Source organism: Streptomyces sp. NPDC048637, assembly GCF_040650675.1.
Lineage (GTDB): Bacteria > Actinomycetota > Actinomycetes > Streptomycetales > Streptomycetaceae > Streptomyces.
On the sequence record NZ_JBEZHQ010000046.1, the window covers coordinates 45,632 to 65,983 of the forward strand.

At 73.4% G+C, this 20,352-nt stretch carries 11 protein-coding genes; 5 read left to right on the top strand and 6 right to left on the bottom strand.

Annotated elements, in window-relative coordinates:
- Nucleotides 1-162: 162 nt before the first annotated feature.
- Complete coding sequence (locus tag AB0C46_RS35585; protein ID WP_362833088.1) at nt 163-3,789, bottom strand: bifunctional glycosyltransferase family 2 protein/CDP-glycerol:glycerophosphate glycerophosphotransferase; 3,627 nt, start codon at nt 3,787-3,789, stop codon at nt 163-165.
- Between the two features lie 250 nt (nt 3,790-4,039).
- On the opposite strand from AB0C46_RS35585, the gene AB0C46_RS35590 reads away from it, so the two are divergent.
- Nucleotides 4,040-4,726: a class I SAM-dependent methyltransferase gene (locus tag AB0C46_RS35590; RefSeq protein ID WP_362833089.1), complete on the top strand. Its 687-nt coding sequence runs from the start codon at nt 4,040-4,042 to the stop codon at nt 4,724-4,726.
- 88 nt (nt 4,727-4,814) lie between these two features.
- Here AB0C46_RS35590 and AB0C46_RS35595 read toward each other — a convergent pair whose 3' ends face one another.
- From AB0C46_RS35595 to AB0C46_RS35615, 5 genes are all read right to left on the bottom strand, one after another.
- Nucleotides 4,815-5,771, bottom strand: a complete 957-nt coding sequence (locus AB0C46_RS35595; protein WP_362833090.1) for a class I SAM-dependent methyltransferase — start codon at nt 5,769-5,771, stop codon at nt 4,815-4,817.
- A 503-nt stretch (nt 5,772-6,274) separates the two neighbouring features.
- Nucleotides 6,275-7,198, bottom strand: coding sequence for a carbohydrate ABC transporter permease (locus tag AB0C46_RS35600; RefSeq protein WP_362833092.1), 924 nt, complete (start codon nt 7,196-7,198; stop codon nt 6,275-6,277).
- Nucleotides 7,195-8,586 (bottom strand): sugar ABC transporter permease, encoded by a 1,392-nt coding sequence (locus AB0C46_RS35605; protein ID WP_362833093.1) that lies wholly within the window; start codon nt 8,584-8,586, stop codon nt 7,195-7,197. The genes AB0C46_RS35600 and AB0C46_RS35605 overlap by 4 nt, the downstream gene beginning before the upstream one ends.
- A gap of 36 nt (nt 8,587-8,622) precedes the next feature.
- Complete coding sequence (locus AB0C46_RS35610; protein WP_362833094.1) at nt 8,623-9,990, bottom strand: ABC transporter substrate-binding protein; 1,368 nt, start codon at nt 9,988-9,990, stop codon at nt 8,623-8,625.
- Nucleotides 9,991-10,681: 691 nt separating this feature from the next.
- Complete coding sequence (locus tag AB0C46_RS35615) at nt 10,682-14,116, bottom strand: FtsK/SpoIIIE domain-containing protein (protein WP_362833102.1); 3,435 nt, start codon at nt 14,114-14,116, stop codon at nt 10,682-10,684.
- 495 nt (nt 14,117-14,611) lie between these two features.
- Between AB0C46_RS35615 and AB0C46_RS35620 the strand changes: the two genes are divergently transcribed.
- From AB0C46_RS35620 to AB0C46_RS35635, 4 genes are all read left to right on the top strand, one after another.
- Nucleotides 14,612-16,285, top strand: a complete 1,674-nt coding sequence (locus AB0C46_RS35620) for a serine/threonine-protein kinase (RefSeq protein ID WP_362833096.1) — start codon at nt 14,612-14,614, stop codon at nt 16,283-16,285.
- A gap of 238 nt (nt 16,286-16,523) precedes the next feature.
- Nucleotides 16,524-17,795, top strand: a complete 1,272-nt coding sequence (locus tag AB0C46_RS35625) for a serine/threonine-protein kinase (protein ID WP_362833097.1) — start codon at nt 16,524-16,526, stop codon at nt 17,793-17,795.
- 155 nt (nt 17,796-17,950) lie between these two features.
- The gene (gene prfB, locus AB0C46_RS35630; protein WP_362833098.1) at nt 17,951-19,057 is read left to right on the top strand and encodes a peptide chain release factor 2; all 1,107 of its coding nucleotides are present in this window, start codon (nt 17,951-17,953) and stop codon (nt 19,055-19,057) included.
- A gap of 321 nt (nt 19,058-19,378) precedes the next feature.
- Nucleotides 19,379-20,248: an LPXTG cell wall anchor domain-containing protein gene (locus AB0C46_RS35635; RefSeq protein WP_362833099.1), complete on the top strand. Its 870-nt coding sequence runs from the start codon at nt 19,379-19,381 to the stop codon at nt 20,246-20,248.
- Nucleotides 20,249-20,352 lie beyond the last annotated feature (104 nt).

The following is a 20,352-nucleotide window of genomic DNA, read 5'->3' on the forward strand; positions in this document are numbered from 1 at the left end:
CACCCGCCGCTCCGCTTTTCCGCCCTCTTGCCGTCTTCTTACCGGGCGGGAGCCGGGCTTGGGGTGTGCCGGGCCCGTAAGGACGCCTGCACATGCTGTAACGACGCGAGCGCCGCAGGATGCCGATCCACACACCACCATCTTGCGGCGGACCGGCTCCGTTCACCGCTCCATCAGATCCGCGACCCGGCCCGCCGCACCGCCGTCGTCCCGGTGACAGAACGTCTCCCGGAAATCCGCGTACGCATCTGCCCCCGCCGCGGCGATCGCCGTCAAGTCCCCCAGCGCATCGATCAGTTCACCGGTCGAGCTGAGCAGCGGCCCCGGCACCCGGGCCTCGAAGTCGAGGGTGAAGCCCCGCAGGGTGTCGCGGTAGTGCGGCAGATCAGGGGTCAGGAAGAGCATCGGGCGGCCGGTGTTGGCGAAGTCGGCGGCCAGCGACGAGTAGTCGGTGACCAGCACATCCGCCGCCAGCAGCAGCTCGGTCGCGTCCGGGTGGGCGGACACATCGCGCGCGAACGGCGCATGGTGGGCCGGCAGCCGGTCGGCCACCAGCGGATGGCTGCGGACCAGCAGCACATGGTCATCGCCCAGCTCCCGCCGCGCCAGCTCCAGATCGAGCGGCAGATGCAGCCGCTGGTGGCCCGCGTCGTAGGCCAGATCGTCGCGCGGTGTCGGCGCGTACAGCACGACCTTCCTGCCGGGCTCGATGCCCAGGCGCTCGCGCACCGCGGCCGCCGTCAGCTCACGGTCGGGCGCGAACAGGGCGTCGGTGCGCGGCAGTCCGGTCTCCAGCAGCCGGCCGGAGTACCCCAGCGCGGACCGCAGCACCGGCGTGCTGTGCGCGTTGGGCGACAGCAGCACACTCCACTGCCGGCTCACCCGCGGCCGCGGCGCCAGGTGGGCCAGACCCGCGCACAGCGTGCCGGCCAGGTCGGCGCCGATCCGCTTGAGCGGGGTGCCGTGCCAGGTCTGGATGATCCGCTGGCCGCCCCGGCGGGTGAACCACCGGGGCAGATGCGTGTTGGTGACCACCCAGCGGCTGTGCGCCAGCGCGCCGTGCCACTCGGCGCTGCCCACCAGCACCGCACGGGCCGTCTCCGGCACCGCGGTCTGCGCATCGCGCACCGCCCACAGATGCTCCACCTCCATGCCCCGGCGGACCAGCTCCTCGTGCACCGCGCGCGGTGAATCCCCGTACGCGCGACCACCAAAGCTGCTGTAGAGGACGGTGTCGCGCAGCGGGCGGGAACGGTGCAGCGAGTAGTGCTGTTCGCGCAGCATCCGGCGGCGGTAGGGGCCGCGGTCGGTGGCCGGCAGCGCCGGCCCCGCCACCACGAGCGCCTCGTCGTGCCGGTGCCGGTCGAGGGTGAGCGGCTTGCCGCGGACCGTACGGGAGGCCGGCAGCCCGTCGAGAGCGGACGGCGCACAGCGCACCGGGGCGTCCAGCGGGGAGCCCACCGCGCCCCGTTCCCGCAGATGCAGCGTCCAGCGGCCCTCCCGCAGCGGCAGCGTCCCGGCCAGCGAGGGCAGCGCGCCCAGCGGCAGCGTGCCGTGGAACCGGCCCTCGTCGTGCGTGGTGGCGAACGCCAGCTCGGTGGCGTGCGCCACGTGCTTGAGGACCAGCTCGGTGGCGTGCGGCGCAGCGGCCGGCAGCCCGCCCGACAGGAGCAGCGTGCCGTCCGCGCGCCACATCAGGCGGTCCAGATACGGCTGCGGGATGCGGTCGTGCAGCACGAGATGCCCGGCCGGAGTGGCGGCCACGACCAGCTCGCGGCCGTGCGGGAGCGGATACGGGACGGGCGTGAGCCCGGGCGCGCAGGCGATCGGGTCGCTACCGCCGCCGGGCAGCACCAGCTCCGCCGCCCAGCTCTCGGTGTGCGCGGGCGGGATGGCCCGCGGCGCGCCGTCCCGGGTGGGGCGTGCCGCGGCGAGCGCGTCGAGACGGACGCGGAAGGAGTGCGGCGACGGCAGGACGCCGTACGCACCGCCGGACACCTCGCCCGCTTCCCCCGGGCCCGTCTCCTCGGGCAGCCCCGTCTCCACCGGGAACGACACCACCGTGCCGGTCCCCTGATGGGTCAGCCGCAGCGCGGCGGGCGGCGGGCCGGGCGTGGTGACGGTCAGCTCCAGATCACCGGCGGCCGCGGCCCGATGGCCGGCCAGCCGCCGGGTGCGGCGGTGCACCGACAGCCGCAGCTGCCCGCCCGCGTACCAGGGCGTGATCCGTAGCCCGTCGTCCCCGGCGGCCACTTCGTGGGTGCGCGGCGCGGCGCCCGAGCCGCTGTCCGGTGCGTACAGCGCCCCGGCCCGCACCACACCCGCCGACGCCAGCAGCACCCCGACGGTCCAGTCGCCCTCCTCCCAGCGCCCGCCCTTGCGCAGCCGGGCCGGATCGAGCCGCAGCTCGAAACCCGACCAGTCGTAACAGTGCAGCTCCTGGCCGGACTCCGCGGTCGCCTCCGGCATCGCCACCGGACGCAGCGGCAGCAGGATGCGCCGCCGCCCGCACGACAGCACGGCCGTCCTGAGGTAGCGGTGCCGCGCCGCGGCGTCCAGATTGCGGAGATAGGCATGGCCGCGCAGCACCAGCACACCGCCCCGCCACACCGCTTCCCTGACCCGGGCCACGACGGGGAAGTCGGCACGGTCCAGCCGCGTCACGCCCGGCGGCAGCTCCAGCGGCGGGGTCAGCGGCAGCACCGCACGCTTGCGCAGCGGCGGCCCGGCGACGGTGAACCCCGCCGGATTGCGGGCCTCGTGGGTGAGCAGCGCCAGCAGATCGGCCAGCCGCCCGGCACGGATCAGATACCAGCGCATCCGCAGCTCCACGGGGAGCGTGGGGAACAGCCGCGGATCCACCCCGGACAGGAAGCCGCGGGCGCAGTCCAGGAACGCGGTCCGGCACTCCGGCGAGGCCCCCGGCAGCGCCTCCACCAGGTCGAGCAGCCCCTCGGTGAGCTGCGCATGGTCGTAGTCGCGCCGGTGCCCGCTCAGCCGGTCACGCGCCGGGTCGGCGAGGAAGCGCCGGATACCGGCCACCGCCGCGAACCGGTCCCGTACGCCCCGGGCATCCAGCCGCCGGTGACGGCCGGGCCCCTCCGGCAGCCGCCGGTAACAGACGTGCTCGTGCAGCACATCGACCGCCTCGGCGAGAAAGAACGCGGGCAGCGTCACCGCCGCGTCATGGCACCACTCGCCCTCGGGGAAGGCGAAGGCGTGCCGGTCCCAGAAGGAACGGCGGAAGACCTTGTTGCGGGCGACATGGTCGGACAGCAGCGAGAGGTCGTCGCCGAGGCGGGTGCGCAGCGCCGTCTCGCGGCCCGCCGGATGGTGCGCGGACTGACTGCGGCCCGCCGCGCCGAGCCGGTAGACATTGCCGGTCGCGAGGTCCGACCCGGACCTGTCCAGCAGGCCGACGAGATCCTCGTACGCACGCGGCAGCAGCACATCCTCATCGGCGTCGAGGAAAGCCAGATAGTCGGTGTGCGGATAGGCATGCCGGGCGCCGGTGTTGCGGACCGCACCACAGCCGGGGACCGGACCGTCCCCGGGATGGTGGACGATCCGGAACCGCGGATCACGGGCGGCGAAACGCCGGGCGAGCGCGGCGGGGGCGGACTCCGCGGCGGTGGCGTCATCGCGCCCCGCCGCGGGTGGACCGTCCACCATCACCACATCCAGATCGGTCAGCGTCTGGGCCGCGACCGACTCCAGGCACTCCTCCACATTCCGCTCGGACCCCTCGATGCGATGGACCGGGACGACGACGGTGAGCCGTGGCTTCATACGCGGACCAAGCCTTTCCGGACTGGCGATGCACAAGACCGGTCCGTTCAACTCGCCCGCGGCGGCACGGTCACCGGATCTGCGCTGAAAGGGTGAGACCCATCATCGACAGTTTGCATTCACACGATTACGCTCAGTGTGCGAAATCGGCGCGCCGTAGCGCCGGGCCGCGTCCGATGCCGTAGACCCGTTGCACAGCTTTTCGGCGCCCCGCGCGCCGTGTTCCCCCAGGGAAGGTGACCGCGTCCCGATGCCCGGCCGAACCGACAGCTCCGCCGCCACCGACAGCCCCGACGCCGGGCCGCCCGGCAGCGACGTCCGGACCGCCCGGCCCGCGTCCCCCGCGGGCACCGCCCCGTCCGCCTCCACCGCGCGGCTGCCGGCCGAACACCGGCGCGGCGGACCGGCACGGCTGCTGCCCACCCGGTCCCCGTTCCGCAGCCAGCTGCGGCGGATCGGCAGCGGCCGGGTGCTGGAGATCGGCTGCGGCACCGGCGACACCCTCGCCGACTGTGCGCCCGGCAGCGTCGGCGTGGACCACGATCCGCAGTCCGTGGCCCACTGCCGCCAGCGCGGACTGACCGCCTACACGGCCGACACCTTCCTCGCGAGCCCGCACGCCCGGCCCGGCACCTTCGACGCGCTGCTGACCGCACACGTCCTGGAGCACCTGGACGACGAGCAGGTCGAAGGTCTGCTGCGGGCGTATGTGCCGTACGTACGGCCGGGCGGCGGCGTGCTGCTGATCACCGCGCAGGAGGCCGGACACCGGGCCGGCCCCGCCCCGGTGCGCTTCACCGACTTCCCGCTGCTGCGCGCCTTCGCCGAATACGCGGGACTGGCGGTACGGCGGACGTACTCCCACCCGCTGCCGCGCCCGGCCGGCATGCTGCTGCGCGCCAATGTGTTCGTCCTGCTGGGGCAGGTGCCGCGATAGGCCTGCCGGTGCCCGGGGCAGGTGCCGGCCGGCCTGCCGGTGCGCGGGACCGCGGCGGACCCGGGCCGCCCGGCCCCGCGCGGTGCGGTCAGTGGGTACGGGGCCGCCGACGGGCGTTCACGATCGCCCGGGTGACGACCGGCGGCAGCACGTCCAGGGCGACCCGGCGCAGAGTGCTGCGGGCCGGGGCCGACGGGCGCGGCCCCGGACGGGCCGCGGAGGCCTTCGGCGCCTGAGTCGCCGGCCGCTGCGCACCGCGGGCACCCGAGGACACGTACCGCGAGACCGGCTGGGCGGGCTCCTTGGCGCCCTTGGCGCTCAGCCGGACCAGCGGGGCGTCGTTGACGAACTGCACCTCGTGCCAGATGTCGCCGCGCGCCGTGATCCATTCCACCAGCGCCTTCTGGAGCGGCTCGGGATCGCCCCAGGTCCCGTAGAACTTGGTGCCGGTGATGCAGATGGGGCGCAGCCCCTCGTTCGCGACGGCCTGCCAGGTGGCGGCGGCCACCCCCGGACAGTGCTCGGCGCGGTAGTCGTCCATCACCACGACGCCGTCGTCGGTGAGCAGCTTGCGCACCGCCAGGATGTCGCCGTGCACATGCTCGTACAGATGCGAGGCGTCGATATGGGCGAAGCGCACCGAGTCCTCGTCGACATGGTCGCCGACGATCGAACTGAGGCCCTGGACGATGGTCGGCAACTCCTCATGGAACGCCAGGTAGTTCGCCTCGAAGGCACGGCGCGTCAGCGTCGCGTACGACTTCTTCATCTCCTGGGAGTTGGAGGCGTCCTCGGCGGGCGAGTCGAAGAGATCGCAGACCGTGAAGCGCTCACCGGCGCGCCGCCGCGCCCCGAGGAAGATGGCGCTCTTGCCCATGTACGCACCCAGTTCGAGCAGATCACCAGGCTCCGCACGGTCCTGCTGGCGCTTCAGGAACCAGTCGAAGAGCAGCTGATCAGCGGTGAAGAACCAGCCTTTGACCTCGGACAGCCGGGTGGGGCGCGGGAGTTGTTCGGCACTCTGGTCTGCGATGGGGGCAGTCATGTGCGGTCCGTCTCCAGACGGTCGGGAACGTAGGGCGTAAGACGACACGTGCGTGGGGGAGGTGCGGTATGTGCCGGCGCTGTCTGCCGTGGATGTACGGGGGTGCAGGGTTTCCGTGGATTCCACGGATTCCACGGATTCCACGGAGCCTGTGGAATCCACGGGCTCCCTGGATTCCGACGATTCCCTGGAGTCCGTCGATTCCGTGGAGTCCGCCGAATCCCTTTAGTCCGTCGATTCCGTGGAAATGTCTGCTGTCCACTGTCTGCTGTTGTGCATCTGTGCAGTTATGGGCGCGCCCGGCGCCACGACCGCGACGCAGGGGCGGCCCGGCAGGGGCCGGGGCACCACGCCCCGGTCCACGAGACGTGCGGGCGCCGCTCAGGCAGTCGCCATGGCGAAGCCCGGTCGCACCATGCGCGGCACGGCAGTGACGGCATCGTAGGCGGAGGAAAGTGAACGGGAGATGGCGTGGAGCCCGGCGGCACCGGGCCGCGGGGAGATCACTTCACCGCACCGGCCATCACACCGGAGACGAACTGGCGCTGGAAGGCGAAGAAGACGATCAATGGCACCACCATCGACAGAAAGGCGCCGGGCGCCAGCACATCGATGTTGTTGCCGAATTGGCGCACCTCCTGCTGCAGGGCGACGGTGACCGGCGGATTGCCGCTGTCCGCGAAGATCAGCGCGATCAGCATGTCGTTCCACACCCACAGGAATTGGAAGATCCCCAGTGAGGCGATCGCCGGACCGCCCAGCGGCAGCACGACCCGGGTGAACAGCCGCAGCTCGCCCGCCCCGTCCAGCCGCGCCGCCTCCAGCAGCTCGCGTGGGATCTCGGCGAAGAAGTTCCGCAGCAGGAACACCGCGAACGGCAGCCCGAACGCCGTATGGAAAAGGACCACCCCGGCCGTCGTCTCGAAGAGCCCCACCGCCCCGAACAGCTTGGCCACCGGGATCAGCGCCACCTGCACGGGCACCACCAGCAGCCCGACGACGCCCAGGAACCACCCGTCCCGGCCGGGGAAGTCCATCCAGGCGAACGCATAGCCGGCCAGCGAACCCACGACGACGACCAGTACCGTCGCCGGCACCGTGATCGCCGCCGTGGTCAGCAGCGAGCCCAGCACCTTGTCGTTCGACAGCAGCCGGCTGTAGTTGTCCCAGGTGATCTGGGCCGGCTCACTGAAGACCTGCCACCAGCCGGACCCGGCGATCTGCTGCGGGCTGCGCAGCGAGGACAGCAACAGCCCCACCGAGGGCATCAGCCAGAACAGCGCGACGAGGACCAGGAAGACCCGCATCGCGCCGCCACCGGTCCGCGCCGCGATCCGCGCGGCGAGCGGCCGCCGGGCCCGTACGCCACCGGCGGCACCGGCGGCACCCGGGCGCCCCGCCGGTACGACACGCTCCACGGTCGTCATCGGCGACGCTCCTTCCGTAGGCGCCGGAGATTGACGTACATCACCGGCAGCACGAGCAGCAGCAGGAACACGGCGATCGCGCTGCCCAGGCCCTCGTCGACATCCGTGCCGAACGACGACTGGAAGAGCTGGAGCGCCAGCACATTCGCGGACCGGATGCTGGAGCCCGGCGCGATGATGTAGACCAGATCGAAGATCTTCAGCACATTGATCATGAGGGTCACCAGCACGACAACCAGCACCGGCGCCAGCAGCGGCACCGTGATCCGGCGGAAGACCTGCCACTCGCCCGCGCCGTCCACCCGCGCGGCCTCCAGCAGCTCCCGCGGAACCCCCGCCAGACCCGCCGCGATCAGCACCATCGCGAAACCGGCCCACATCCAGACGTAGGAGCCGATGATGGCCGGGGTGACCAGCGCCGGGCCGAGCCAGTCGACGCCGCGGTAGGCCTCGGCGAAATTCGCCGCGGGCAGCCGCAGCCGGGCACCGTCGGCCCGGCCCGCGGGCAGCGCAAAGCTGCCGTCGGCCGCCGTCGTGGCCGAGGCGACCACGCTGCCGCCCCTGACCGCCTCGATCCGCAGACCGGCCAGCGCCTTCTCGTTGCCGTCGATGACGTGGGGCCGGCCCCCGCCGCCCCGGGTGAAGTCCAGCCATACGGTGCCGGTGACCCTGCCCGGCTGCGGCCGGGCCGCGGCGGCCGGCCGCGCCCCGCGCAGATCGCCCGGCTGGACGGCGACCAGCGGCAGCAGCACGGGCGACCCCGCCCGGACGGCCGACCCGGTGGTGAAGGCGCCGCCCCCGGACGGCTTCAGGGCGCCGCGCGGCCGCGGCTTGGCGCCGGGGAACGGTGCCGGATCGGCGAAGGTGTCATGGACGCCCACCCACACCGCGTTGGCGACCCCGCGCTCCGGGGCTTGGTCGTAGACCAGCCGGAAGATGATCCCGGCCGCCAGCATCGAGATCGCCATCGGCATGAACACGATCAGCTTGAAGGCGGTGCCCCAGCGGATCCGCTCGGTCAGCACCGCAAAGATCAGCCCCAGCGCGGTCGAGACCGCCGGCGCCACCACGACCCAGATGACGTTGTTCCGCAGCGCCGTGCGGATACCGTCGTCCGAGAACAGCGCACCGTAGTTGTCCAGCCCCACGAAGCCGTCGCCGGACGCGTCGAACAGACTGCGGTACACGGAGAAGACGATCGGGTAGACGACCAGCGCACCGAGCAGCAGCAGCGCCGGCAGCAGGAACACCGCGGCGAGCCAGGAACGGGTCCCCAGAACACGCCCGCGGCCCGCGCCGCCGCCTCCGGTCCTCCCTCGGCCCGCGCCGCCGCCTCCGGTCCTCCCGCGGCGCCCCGCGCCGGCCCTGCTGACCTGTACGTCGCTCATGGTGACGGCCCCCGGTCCCGGTCGAGGCGGTCGGCGTCAGCGCCCGAGCGACGCGGCCGCGTCCTTCTCCAGCTGCGCCTGCGTACCCGCGATGTCCTTGGGGTTCTTCAGAAAGTCCTGCAGGTCCTTCCACTCGCCCTGGCCCGGCTTGCCGCCGAAGGAGGCGGGCGCCTGGTCGGACATGTCGAAGCGGAAGCCGTCGCCCGCCGCGACCAGCGCCCCGGCGATCTCGCGCATCACCCCGTCGGCGTACGCCGCCCGGTCGAGCTCCTTGTTGGGCGAGATGAACCCGCCGGCCTGCGCCCAGATCTTGGCGGCGTCCGTCGACGCCAGGAACGTCAGCAGCGCCTGCGCGGCCTTGGTGTCCTTGAGGGCCACCGCCACATCGCCGCCCGTCACCACCGGGGACCGCGCGCCCACCGCCGGGAACGGGAAGACCTTGGCGTCCGTGCCGACCTTCGCCTTGGTCTGGGCGATGGTGGCGGCGGCGAAGTCGGCCGAGGAGACCATCGCGGCCTTGGGGGTGTCACCGCCGCTGAAGGTCTGGGTCACCGACGCCGGGAAGTCCGTCTGCAGCGCACCGGAGTTGCCGCCCGCGAGCAGATCCTTTCGGCCGAAGAGCTGCCCGAGTGTGTTGAGCGCCTGCTTGACCGTCGGGTCGGTCCACTTGATCTTGTGCTGCGCCAGCTGGTCGTACTTCTCCGGGCCCGCCTGCGAGAGATAGATGTTCTCGAACCAGTCGGTCAGCGTCCAGCCGTCCGCACCGCCCACCGAGACCGGCTCGACACCCGACTCGGCGATGATCTCCGCCGCCTTGACGAAGTCCGGCCAGGTCTTCGGCTCCTTGGCACCGGCGTTGTCGAACGCCCGGGCGTTGTACCAGACCAACGACTTGTTGCTGGCCTTGAAGTACACGCCGTACGGGGTGCCCTTGTGGGCGCCGAGATCCCGCCAGCCCTTCGCGTAGTTCTTGGTGAGCTGCGCCTTGGCGCTCGCACCGAGCGGCTTGAGCCAGCCCTTCTGGGCGAACTCGTTGAGCACGCCGACCTGTTGGAGCATCGCGATGTCCGGCGGGCCGCCACCGGCGATCTTGGAGCCGATGAAGCCGGCCATGTCGTCGCCACTGGGCACGAAGTCGACGGTGGCGCCGGTGCGCTTCTCGAACTCATCCAGCACCTTCACGAAGTTCTCCCGCTCAGGCCCCGTCCACACGGCGGTGACCTGCAGCTTCTGGCCCTTGAGCGAGGGGAGTTGCACCGTGGGGGCGGTGCTGCCGCCCGTGCCCCCGCCGCCTCCCTCGTCCTTCGTGCCGCCGCCGCAGGCGGCCAGCGCCAGGGCGAGTGCCGCGGTCGCCGCCACCGCGGTCGTGGCGCGTCCAGCCGTACGGTCGAGTCGTCTGCGCATCCCCGTAGCCCCTTATCGCTGCGCCTGCCGTGCCGGGTGCGAAGGAAGCCGTCTCACGTCGTACCGCGGCGTCCCTGCCGTGCCGTTCGTGCCGTGCCGTTCGTGCCCTGCTGGGCGGTGGTGCTGGGCGGTGCTGCTGGGCGGTGGTGCTGAGCCGTGGTGCTGGGCGGTGGTGCTGGGCGGTGCTGCTGGGCGGTGGTGCTGAGCCGTGGTGCTGGGCGGTGGTGCTGAGCGGTGGTGCTGAGCGGTGGTGCTGAGCCGTGGTGCTGAGCCGTGGTGCCGCCGCGCGCTGCGCGCTGCGGCGTGCCGAGGGGCGGTGCCGCTGCGTGCTGCCTCGTGCCGAGTGGTGCTGCCGCCGCGTGGTGCGCTGCGGTGCGCGGCGCGAGTGCGTCGCGGGTGCGGCGCTTCGCGGTGTGGCGTTCGATGCGCTGCGGCGCATCGCAGTGCGGTGTTCCGTGAGCGGTGCGGCGTCCTGCGCCCTGCAGTGGCGCAATGGTGCGGCGACGCAGTGGTGCGGCGACGCAGTGGTGCGGCGGTGCGGTGGCGCAGTGGTGCGGCGACGCAATGGTGCCGTGTGCGACAGTCCTACGCCCTGCCCACGGGGTCCGCAATACCGCCTTCCCCGTCAACCGGCCTTTCGTGACGGGGCTGTTATGGGCGTGACAGGGCTGTTATGGGCGCCGGATGCGGCTCACAGCAGGGGTGGGGCGGCCGCCGCACCCGAGGACTGCGCGGCCCGCTGCAGCGCGCTGGCGAGCAGGGCCAGATCCGTCGGGCCGTTGCCCAGCTCGCGCAGCGGGCGCCGGGCCGGCGGGTCGCCCATCCGCTGCCACTCCAGCGGGACGACGGTCGGCCGGAGGGTGGATGTACGGGGTATCCGGCCCGTGACCCGGCCCGCCTGGAACGGTGTCGACGAGCCGTCCGCGGCGCGGTGCAGCCGCCCGCGGCCCGTGGGTACCGGCTCGGACGCATCGGTGGCCGCGCCCAACTGGACGCGCAGACCGGCCCGTTCGCTGGTCGCGGTCTCCGCCGTACGGTCCGGATGGCCGGTCGCGGCTATCAGGTGCACGCCGAGCGCCACCCCGTCCCGGGCCACCGCCTCCAGGGCGCGCACCACGGACCCGGCGGACGGCCGGCCCGTGCTGCCCAGTGCCGGCGCCACCAGCGCGTCGAAGTCGTCGACCAGCACGAACAGCCGCGGCATCGGCACCGCGGGCTGCTGTGCGGTGTCCTCGGCGGGTGCCCCGCTGCGGGCGCGGAGGCGGAGGGTGCCGGTCGTTGACGGGTCTGCCGGAGTGCCGCCTCCCTCCTCCTTGTTCCGGCAACGATTACGGAGAGTGATTGGTTCCTGCTCTCCGTCACCGCCCTCGGCCGAACGCCGCGGTGCGGCTATCCGCGGCGCCGGCAGATGCTTGCTGCGCCATTCGGCGAACGGGGTGCCGGCGAGTATCTCCGCCCGGCGCTTCAGTTCCGAGGACAGCGCCTGGGCGAACTCCCGCATCCGGACCGGGTCCGAGGCGCCGAGATACGTCGTGACATGCGGCAGGTCCGTACACACCCGCAGCCCCTCGCCGCGCTCGCTGCCACCGCCGTCCACCAGCACCAGCGACAGCAGATCCGGGCGGTCGGCGGCGGCCAGCGAGGCGGCCAGCGAACGCAGCAGCTCGGTCTTGCCGGTGGCCGCGGCGCCCTCCAGGAGGAGATGCGAGCCGTCGGCGGCGAGGTCGGCGCACAGCGGGCCGTGCGGTCCGGCGCCGAGCACCGCGGCGGCGCCGGGCCGGTCGGTGTCCAGGGCGGCGGCCCAACGGGCCATCAGGGACGCCGGGGTGGCGCGGGCCAGCCCCAACTCGTCCAGCAGCCGCGCCGCATCGGGCAGCGGGACGGCCGTCCGCATCGCCGCGCCACCGCCGGCCGTGGCCGTCGCATCGGTCTCGCGCAGCGGCGCGAGCGCCCGGGCGAACCGCTCGGCCCAGGCGCCGGAGACCGCGTCCACCGTCGCGACCGTGCCGTTGGGCCCCGAGCCCGGCTGGACGACGCGCAGTGCCGTGGCGACATCGCCGCTGAGCACCGCGACCGCCCCGCACTCCCCGAAAGCGGGCGACGCCGTCCGGGCCGCTTCGTACGTCGCGGCCAGGGGGAAGGCGGGGGAGGCGGCCGGGGTCTCGGCCAGGCACAGCAGATGGATACCGGCCGCCGAACCGGCCGAGGCCAGCCGGGCGGTGGTCTCGCGCAGCGCGGAGGTGCCGGGGTCGCCGTCCACGATCACGAGGGTGTACGGGCCCTGGTGGCGGGCCGCGGCGGCGGCGATCTCCGCCCGTTCGGCGTCGGCCCAGCCGGGGCCCAGCGGGCCGTCGTCGAGCCGGCGCACCAGCTCGGACGTACGTGCCGCGGCCTGATCCTTGTCGTACGCGAGCAGCAGCCGGCAGTCCTGGCCGCGGTCCGGACGGACCTGCGGAAGCCAGCCGAGCCAGGACCAGTCCGCCACCCGCTCCTCGGCAGGACGCGCCCGGTCCGTGCTGATCAGCACGATGTCGAGGGTGCCGGGGGAGTGCAGGGCGGCGAGCTGGGCGAGGGCGCAGCGGGCCAGCCCGGTCAGCCGCGCCCGCGGCCCGGCGAGGCCGAGGGAGCCTGCCCGGCGCAGCGCGACGGTGACCGGCAGCGCGGTCCGGCCGCCGCTGCGGGCGGCCGTCCCCAGCCGGACGGTCAGTGCGTCGGGGTGGTCCGGGCCGCGCTCCCAGAGGCGCGGCCCCGGGCCGAGCGCGGTGAGCAGGATCGCGGCGGCATCCGGCCAGCGTTCCTCCGCGGCGGGCCCGGCGGGCGTCTCCGCGCTCCGGGCGCCGTCGGGGGCGTCCGCGCGGGCCGCCGCGGGGGCACCGGCGGGTTCGTACTCCACCGCGAAGGCCTCGTCCGGCCGCTCCACGGCGGGCCGGCCGCCGGCCAGCCGCCGCGCCCAGGCGCCGATACCGCCCCGCCGACCGCCCTTACGGGGTGCCTCGTCGGCCGGGGCCAGCGCCTGCTGTCCGCCGTGTGTCCGCTGCTGCGCGGTGTCCGGGAAGCCGTCGGCCGGCTCCCGGACGCCGGGGCCCCAACCGGCTGACGGGGTGCCGCCGTCGGTGGTGCGGTCGTAGACATGGCCGGTGGAGGCGTCCGGGAAGGGCAGGCCGGCGGCGCGCGGTGAGCCGTGGCCGGGGGCCGGTGCGTCGTACTCGGTCGGGGTGCCGCGCAGGGGGGTGTCCCGGCGCCCGGTCGCGGCCGGTGCCTGCGCGGGCGGGGAAGCGGTCAGGGGAGCGGCCAGGGGAGCGGCCGCGCCGCCGGCCATCTGGGCGTACGCCCCGGCTCCGGCTCCGGTATAGGCCCCGGCGGCGGCGACGGTGGCCCCGTACGGACCCGTCGCCCCGTCTCCCCTGTACTCCTCCCGGTACTCCTCCGTCCGTCCCGCCGCGACGCTGTCCGCGGTCCCCGGGGTGATCCGCAGATGCCCCTCGCCGTCCGGTGCGGTGGGCAGGGCGGGGTCCGGGGCGCCGGGCGCGGACTGCAGACGCAGGGTGGACTCGCCGATGCGCAGCAGGGTGCCGGGCCGCAGGGGCGCGGGCCGTTCGTCGAGGTCGGTGCCGTCCACGGCGGTGCCGTTCGTGGAGCGCAGGTCGGCGACGTGCACGGAGCCGTCCGGTTCGACCGTCACGGCGCAGTGCAGCCGCGAGACATCGGGGTCGTCGAGGGGGACGTCCGCGTCGGCGGAGCGGCCGATGCGGATCTGGCCGCCGTGCAGCAGATGCACCCCGCCGGCATCGGGTCCCGAGATGACGCGCAGCCGCGCGGAGCCGTGCGGCAGGCCGTGGGCCGGGGCGGGGCCCGGGCTCTGGAGGGAGAGCACCGCGCCGTCGATCAGCGGGGGCTCGCCGATCGCCGCGCGCTGTGGATCGAGCCGCTCGGACCCGGCGTACAGCACGACGGGGCCGCTGCCGCCGCCCGCACCGCCGACATCCGCACCCGAGCCCGCCACGGAGGCGGCGAGCGAGCCGGCCACCGCCGCCAGCGCGGTCCCGGCAGGGGCCGTCACCAGCACATCGCAGGCCCGTGTGGTGTGGCCGCTGCGCGGCCCGAGGACGGTCAGCCGGATCTGCATCGCCGTCAACGGTCCCTTCTGCCGGGATCCGGCAGGGGGCCCGCTCGCTCCCCCCACCACACCCGAGCACGTCGGCACGTACAAGTCCCAAGTGCACGTTGCGACAAGGACCGCGCGCCCCCACCGCATCGTGCTGGGTGCATCCTCGCACCTGCCACTGACAATGCGCCCGCCGACCGCCGTTCAGTGATCTTGATTGGTCTTCTAAGGGCGAAAAAGTGCCTGCTTGCGCGCCGTGCCCGGCCGGATTTCGACCGCCGTGGTCAGCTCGGTGGGTCTCCGGCCGGTCCGCGCGGGCCCTGTCCGCGCCGTCCGGGTGCCCAGCAGGCAACCATCCGTCCCGAACCCGCGTCTTTCCCACAAGCCCGCACTGGGCCGCCGGACCGAAAAGATTGTGCGACGGCACTACAGTGGGTCGGACGGGCCGCGCGGAGTTGATCAGCTGACCCAGCGGGCCGGGACATGGAGATCCACCACGACCAGGGAGCGCATGACGTGCGGCCGGTAGGCAGCAAGTACCTGCTCGAGGAGCCGCTGGGACGCGGTGCCACGGGCACCGTCTGGCGTGCCCGCCAGCGGGAGACGGCGGGCGCCGAGGCCGCCGTGGCCGGAGAGCCCGGTGAGACGGTCGCGATCAAGGTCCTCAAGGAGGAGCTGGCGCACGACCCGGACGTGGTGATGCGCTTCCTGCGGGAGCGCTCCGTCCTGCTGCGGCTCACCCACCCGAACATCGTCCGTACCCGCGATCTCGTCGTCGAGGGCGATCTGCTCGCCCTGGTCATGGACCTGGTCGACGGCCCGGACCTGCACCGCTATCTGCGCGACAACGGCCCCTTCAGCCCGGTGGCCGCCGCGCTGCTCACGGCCCAGATCGCCGACGCGCTGGCCGCCAGCCACGCCGACGGTGTGGTCCACCGCGACCTCAAGCCCGCCAACGTCCTGCTCGCCGGGTCGGACGGCAGCAGCGAGATGCACCCGATGCTGACCGACTTCGGCATCGCCCGGCTGGCCGACTCTCCGGGTCTGACCCGCACCCACGAATTCGTCGGCACCCCGGCCTATGTGGCGCCGGAGTCCGCCGAGGGCCGTCCGCAGACCTCCGCCGTGGACATCTACGGCGCCGGCATCCTGATGTACGAGCTGGTCACCGGCCGTCCGCCGTTCGCCGGGTCGACCGCCCTGGAGGTGCTGCACCGGCACCTCAGCGAGGAGCCGCAGCGCCCCGGCACGCTGCCCGAGCCGCTGTGGACGGTCATCGAGCACTGTCTGCGCAAGCGGCCCGAGGAGCGGCCCAGCGCCGAGAACCTCGCCCGTGCGCTGCGCACCGTCGCGGCCGGCATCGGGGTGCACGCCCGTCCCGCCGAGGCCGAAGCCGCGCTCGGCGTGGCCGCGCTGCTCGCCCCCGACCCCGCGCCCGCCACGGTCCCCGGGACGGGTGCCGACGGCGGCCAGGCCGGCGGAGGCGACGCCGACCCCACCCAGATGCTCCCGTCGGGCGCCGGTTCGTACGACCCGGGTGCGGCGACCAGCGTGCTGCCGTCCACCGGCGGCCCGGGCGGCCCCGCGGGGCAGGGCGATCCGACGCGGGCCATGCCGCCGATGCCCATGGGCGCACCGGCCGGCGGACCGCAGGAGCCCGACGGCCCCCACCCGTGGGAGTCCCAGATGCGGGCCGCCCGCGACCGCAACGAACAGACCCAGGTGCAGTACCTGGACCCCAGCGAGGACCCGCTGCGCCGCCGTCCGCAGCGCCAGGCCGCCCCCCAGCAGCCGCCGCAGCGCCCGCAGCAGCCCCAGTACCGCCAGCCGCCCGCTCCGGTGCCGTACGCGCAGCAGCAGGCTCCGGCGCCGTACGCCCAGCAGCAGCCGCAGGCGCCCCAGCGCCGCCAGGAGCCGCCGCCGCAGCGTTACGAGCCGCAGCGGCCGCCCGCCCCGGAGCCGCGGCCCCGGCGCGAGCCCCGTCAGCGCAGTGCCAACCCGATGAAGATCCCCGGTCTGGGCTGTCTCAAGGGCTGTCTGTTCACGCTGATACTTCTGTTCGTGGCGGCCTGGCTGATCTGGGAGCTGACCCCGCTCCAGGAGTGGATCGGCACGACGAAGGGCTTCTTCGCGCAGCTCGGTGAGATCTTCCACAGCGTGCAGCGCTTCGTGCAGAAACTCGGCATCTGACGCCGCCGCCCGTGTGCTCCGTGGAGCCCGCGGGCGGCCTCAGGGCCTGTCCGGCCGTCATCCGCCGGACAGGCCCTGAGGCTTACCCAGTGGATTTGTCGACTTCCGGCGGACAATTTCGCTCACAGAAGTGAAGGTTGCCACCGTCCGGGGCATTGAACCCCCTGGCATCCGCGTAGCTTTGACGCCAACCTCAGCCCCCGCAGGACGCTCGGGGGCCCGACACGTCGGAGCAGTCTTGGCACGGAAGATCGGCAGCCGGTACACCGCCCACCAGATCCTGGGGCGCGGCAGTGCCGGCACGGTATGGCTGGGCGAGGGTCCTGAAGGGGCCGTGGCCATCAAGCTGTTGCGTGAGGAGCTCGCGGCCGACCAGGAGCTCGTCGGCCGCTTCGTACAGGAGCGGGCGGCCCTGCTGGGCCTGGACCACCCCCATGTCGTCGGCGTCCGCGATCTCGTCGTCGACGGCAACGACCTGGCGCTGGTCATGGAGCTCGTACGGGGCACCGACCTGCGGACCCGTCTGGAGCGCGAACGGCGGCTGGCCCCGGAGGCCGCCGTCGCGATCGCCGCCGACGTGGCCGACGGGCTCGCCGCCGCGCACGCCGCCCGGATCGTGCACCGCGACGTCAAGCCCGAGAACGTCCTGCTGGACATGCAGGGCCCGCTCGGCCCCGGTGGCGCGCACCCCGCGCTGCTCACCGACTTCGGTATCGCCCGGCTCGTCGACTCCCCGCGCCGGACCAGGGCGACCAAGGTCATCGGCACCCCCGATTACCTCGCCCCGGAGATCATCGAGGGGCTGCCGCCGCGCGCCTCCGTGGATGTCTATGCGCTGGCGACGGTCCTGTACGAGCTGCTCGCCGGATTCACGCCCTTCGGGGGCGGACACCCCGGGGCGGTGCTGCGCCGCCATGTGACCGAGAGCGTGGCGCCGCTGCCCGGCATCCCCGACGAGCTGTGGCAGCTGCTGCTGCAGTGCCTGGCCAAGGCGCCGGCCTCCCGGCTGCGCGCCCCGGAGCTCGCCGCCCGGCTGCGGGAGCTGCTGCCCGGCCTGGTCGGCATCCCGCCGCTGGACATCGACGAGCCGGACGACGACGAGCCGGAGGGCGAGCAGGAGGGCGCCGCCGGCTCCCGCGATGAGGCGTTCTACCCGTCGGCGGCACCGGCCGAGGCCACCCCGCAGCGCGGTGCGGTCCCGCTGGTCCAGGGCGCGGTCCCGGACTCCAACCGCGAGACGCACACCAGCATGCGCGTCCCGGGCCCGGACGAGCTGGCGGGTGGCGCCCACGGCACCGCCCGGGCCCCGCGCGCCGCCGGTGAGCGCCGGGCGGGCTCGGCGCGGCACCGTGCGTCGCCGGAGACGGTGCGCCGCCGCCGGATCAAGCTGGGCGCGGCGGCCGCCGCGGCGCTCGTGGCGGCCGGCCTGGGCGGCTGGCTGGCCTCGGGCGACGACGAGCCGGGCGGCGCCACACCGGGCGTCCACCAGTCGGAACCCGACACCCCGTGACGCTCCCCGGGCGTGCGGTGGCCGCGCCGGCCCCGGTGGTGCCCGGTGCGGTGACCGGCGTACGGGCCGCCGTGGCCCCCCTGCGGGTGGCTCCCGGCGGGACCGGCCTGCCGGGGCCGGGTCACGCTGACGGTGGCAGCCGTTAGGCTGGGTGCGTGGCAGTCGTCGATGTATCCGAAGAGCTGAAGTCCCTCTCCTCGACCATGGGGTCGATCGAGGCCGTCCTGGACCTCGACAAGATGAGGGCCGATGTCGCCGTGCTCGAGGAGCAGGCCGCGGCGCCGTCCCTGTGGGACGACCCGGAGAACGCACAGAAGGTCACCAGCCGGCTGTCCTACCTCCAGGGCCAGCTGCGCAAGGCCGAGGACCTGCGCGGCCGGGTCGACGACCTTGAGGTGCTCTTCGAGCTCGCCGAGGCCGAGGACGACGAGGACGCCAGGGCCGAGGCCGAGGCCGAGCTGACCGCCGTCCGCAAGGCGGTCGACGAGCTGGAGGTCCGCACCCTCCTGTCCGGTGAGTACGACTCCCGTGAGGCGGTCGTCAACATCCGCGCCGAGGCCGGTGGCGTCGACGCCGCCGACTTCGCCGAGAAGCTGCAGCGCATGTATCTGCGCTGGGCCGAGCGGCACGGTTACAAGACCGAGCTCTACGAGACCTCGTACGCGGAAGAGGCCGGCATCAAGTCGACCACCTTCGCCGTGCAGGTGCCGTACGCCTACGGCACCCTCTCCGTCGAGCAGGGCACGCACCGCCTGGTGCGCATCTCGCCGTTCGACAACCAGGGCCGCCGCCAGACGTCGTTCGCCGGTGTCGAGGTGCTGCCCGTCGTCGAGCAGACCGACCACATCGAGATCGACGAGTCCGAGCTGCGGGTGGATGTCTACCGCTCGTCCGGCCCCGGCGGCCAGGGCGTCAACACCACCGACTCCGCGGTCCGGCTGACGCACATCCCCACCGGCATCGTCGTCTCCTGCCAGAACGAGCGCTCGCAGATCCAGAACAAGGCGACCGCGATGAACGTCCTCCAGGCCAAGCTCCTTGAGCGCCGCCGCCAGGAGGAGCAGGCCAAGATGGACGCGCTCAAGGGCGACGGCGGCAATTCCTGGGGAAACCAGATGCGTTCGTATGTCCTGCACCCGTACCAGATGGTCAAGGACCTGCGGACCGAGTTCGAGGTCGGCAACCCCACGGGTGTTCTGGACGGCGACATCGACGGCTTCCTGGAGGCCGGAATCCGCTGGCGCAAGCAGCAGGAGAAGTAGCGGGCCGGTCCCGTCCGAAGGTAAACAACTGCCTCCTTTGGGGAGGCAGTTGTTTTTGCTGTGGCGGTTTGGTCACAGTCGTATGTCCATGTACCGCCCAACTCTTGGTAATTCGGGCATCCGGCCTTTAATCGGCCTTGACGATAGTGGCCGAACTGGGAAGGCTGAGCGCGGCATGCGTATGTCTGGGGCGCGTGCAGTAACGGGGAATCGGGCGGCCTGGCCGCTGTACGGAGCTGAGGCTCGCGTACCCCGGCACCGGCTCGTCGCCCCGCACAGCGGTGCTCCCATGACGAGTTCAGCTACTGGGGGTAGCAGTACATGACGAAGAAGACGCGGCTGCGCGTAGCGCGCATTGCGGCCGGTGCGGTGATTGCGGCCGGTGCGTCGCTCACCGCCGCCGGCGCTGCTTCCGCGGCCAGCCCGGGTGAGACCCCGGGCCAGGACGGCGGCATCATCGGCGGCATTATCGGTGGGCTCATCGGCGGCGGCGACTCCGGTGGTGACTCCTCCACCGGTGGCGACACCACTGGCGGTGACACCACAGGCGGCGACACCACCGGTGGCGAGATCGGCGGCGACGACAGCACCGGCGGTATCGGTGGTGACGACAGCACCGGTGGCATCGGTGGTGACGACAGCACCGGCGGTACCGGTGGTGACGAGTCCACCGGCGGCACCGGCAGCACGACCGGCGGTGACGAGTCCACCGGCGGCACCGGCAGCACGACCGGTGGTGACGAGTCCACCGGCGGCACCGGCAGCACGACCGGTGGTGACGAGTCCACCGGCGGCACCGGCAGCACCACTGGTGGTGACGAGTCCACCGGCGGTACGGGCAGCACGACCGGTGGTGACGAGTCCACCGGCGGCACCGGCAGCACGACCGGTGGTGACGAGTCCACCGGCGGCAACAGCAACGGTGGCAACGGCACCATTGGCGACACCGGCACCGGCCCCGACAACGAGGGCTCCAAGCCGATCGAGCAGCCCGGCCAGGGCAAGGAGCAGATCGCTGACACGCCTGGCCAGGCCAAGCAGCAGGCCAAGGGCGGCGAGCTGGCGGAGACCGGTTCCTCCGGTACCACCTTCCTGCTCATCGGTGCGGCGACGATGATCGCGGGCGGTGTGGGCTTCCGTATGCTGCCCCGTCTGATCAACAAGAACGGCGGCGGCGCCGCGGCGGCCTGACGCCGAGCGGTACAGCTGTGAGGGGCCCGGGACGCGACTGCGTCCCGGGCCCCCCCACCGGAGATGACACCGCAGGAAACCCGTGACAGGAGTGAGGGTAGGGG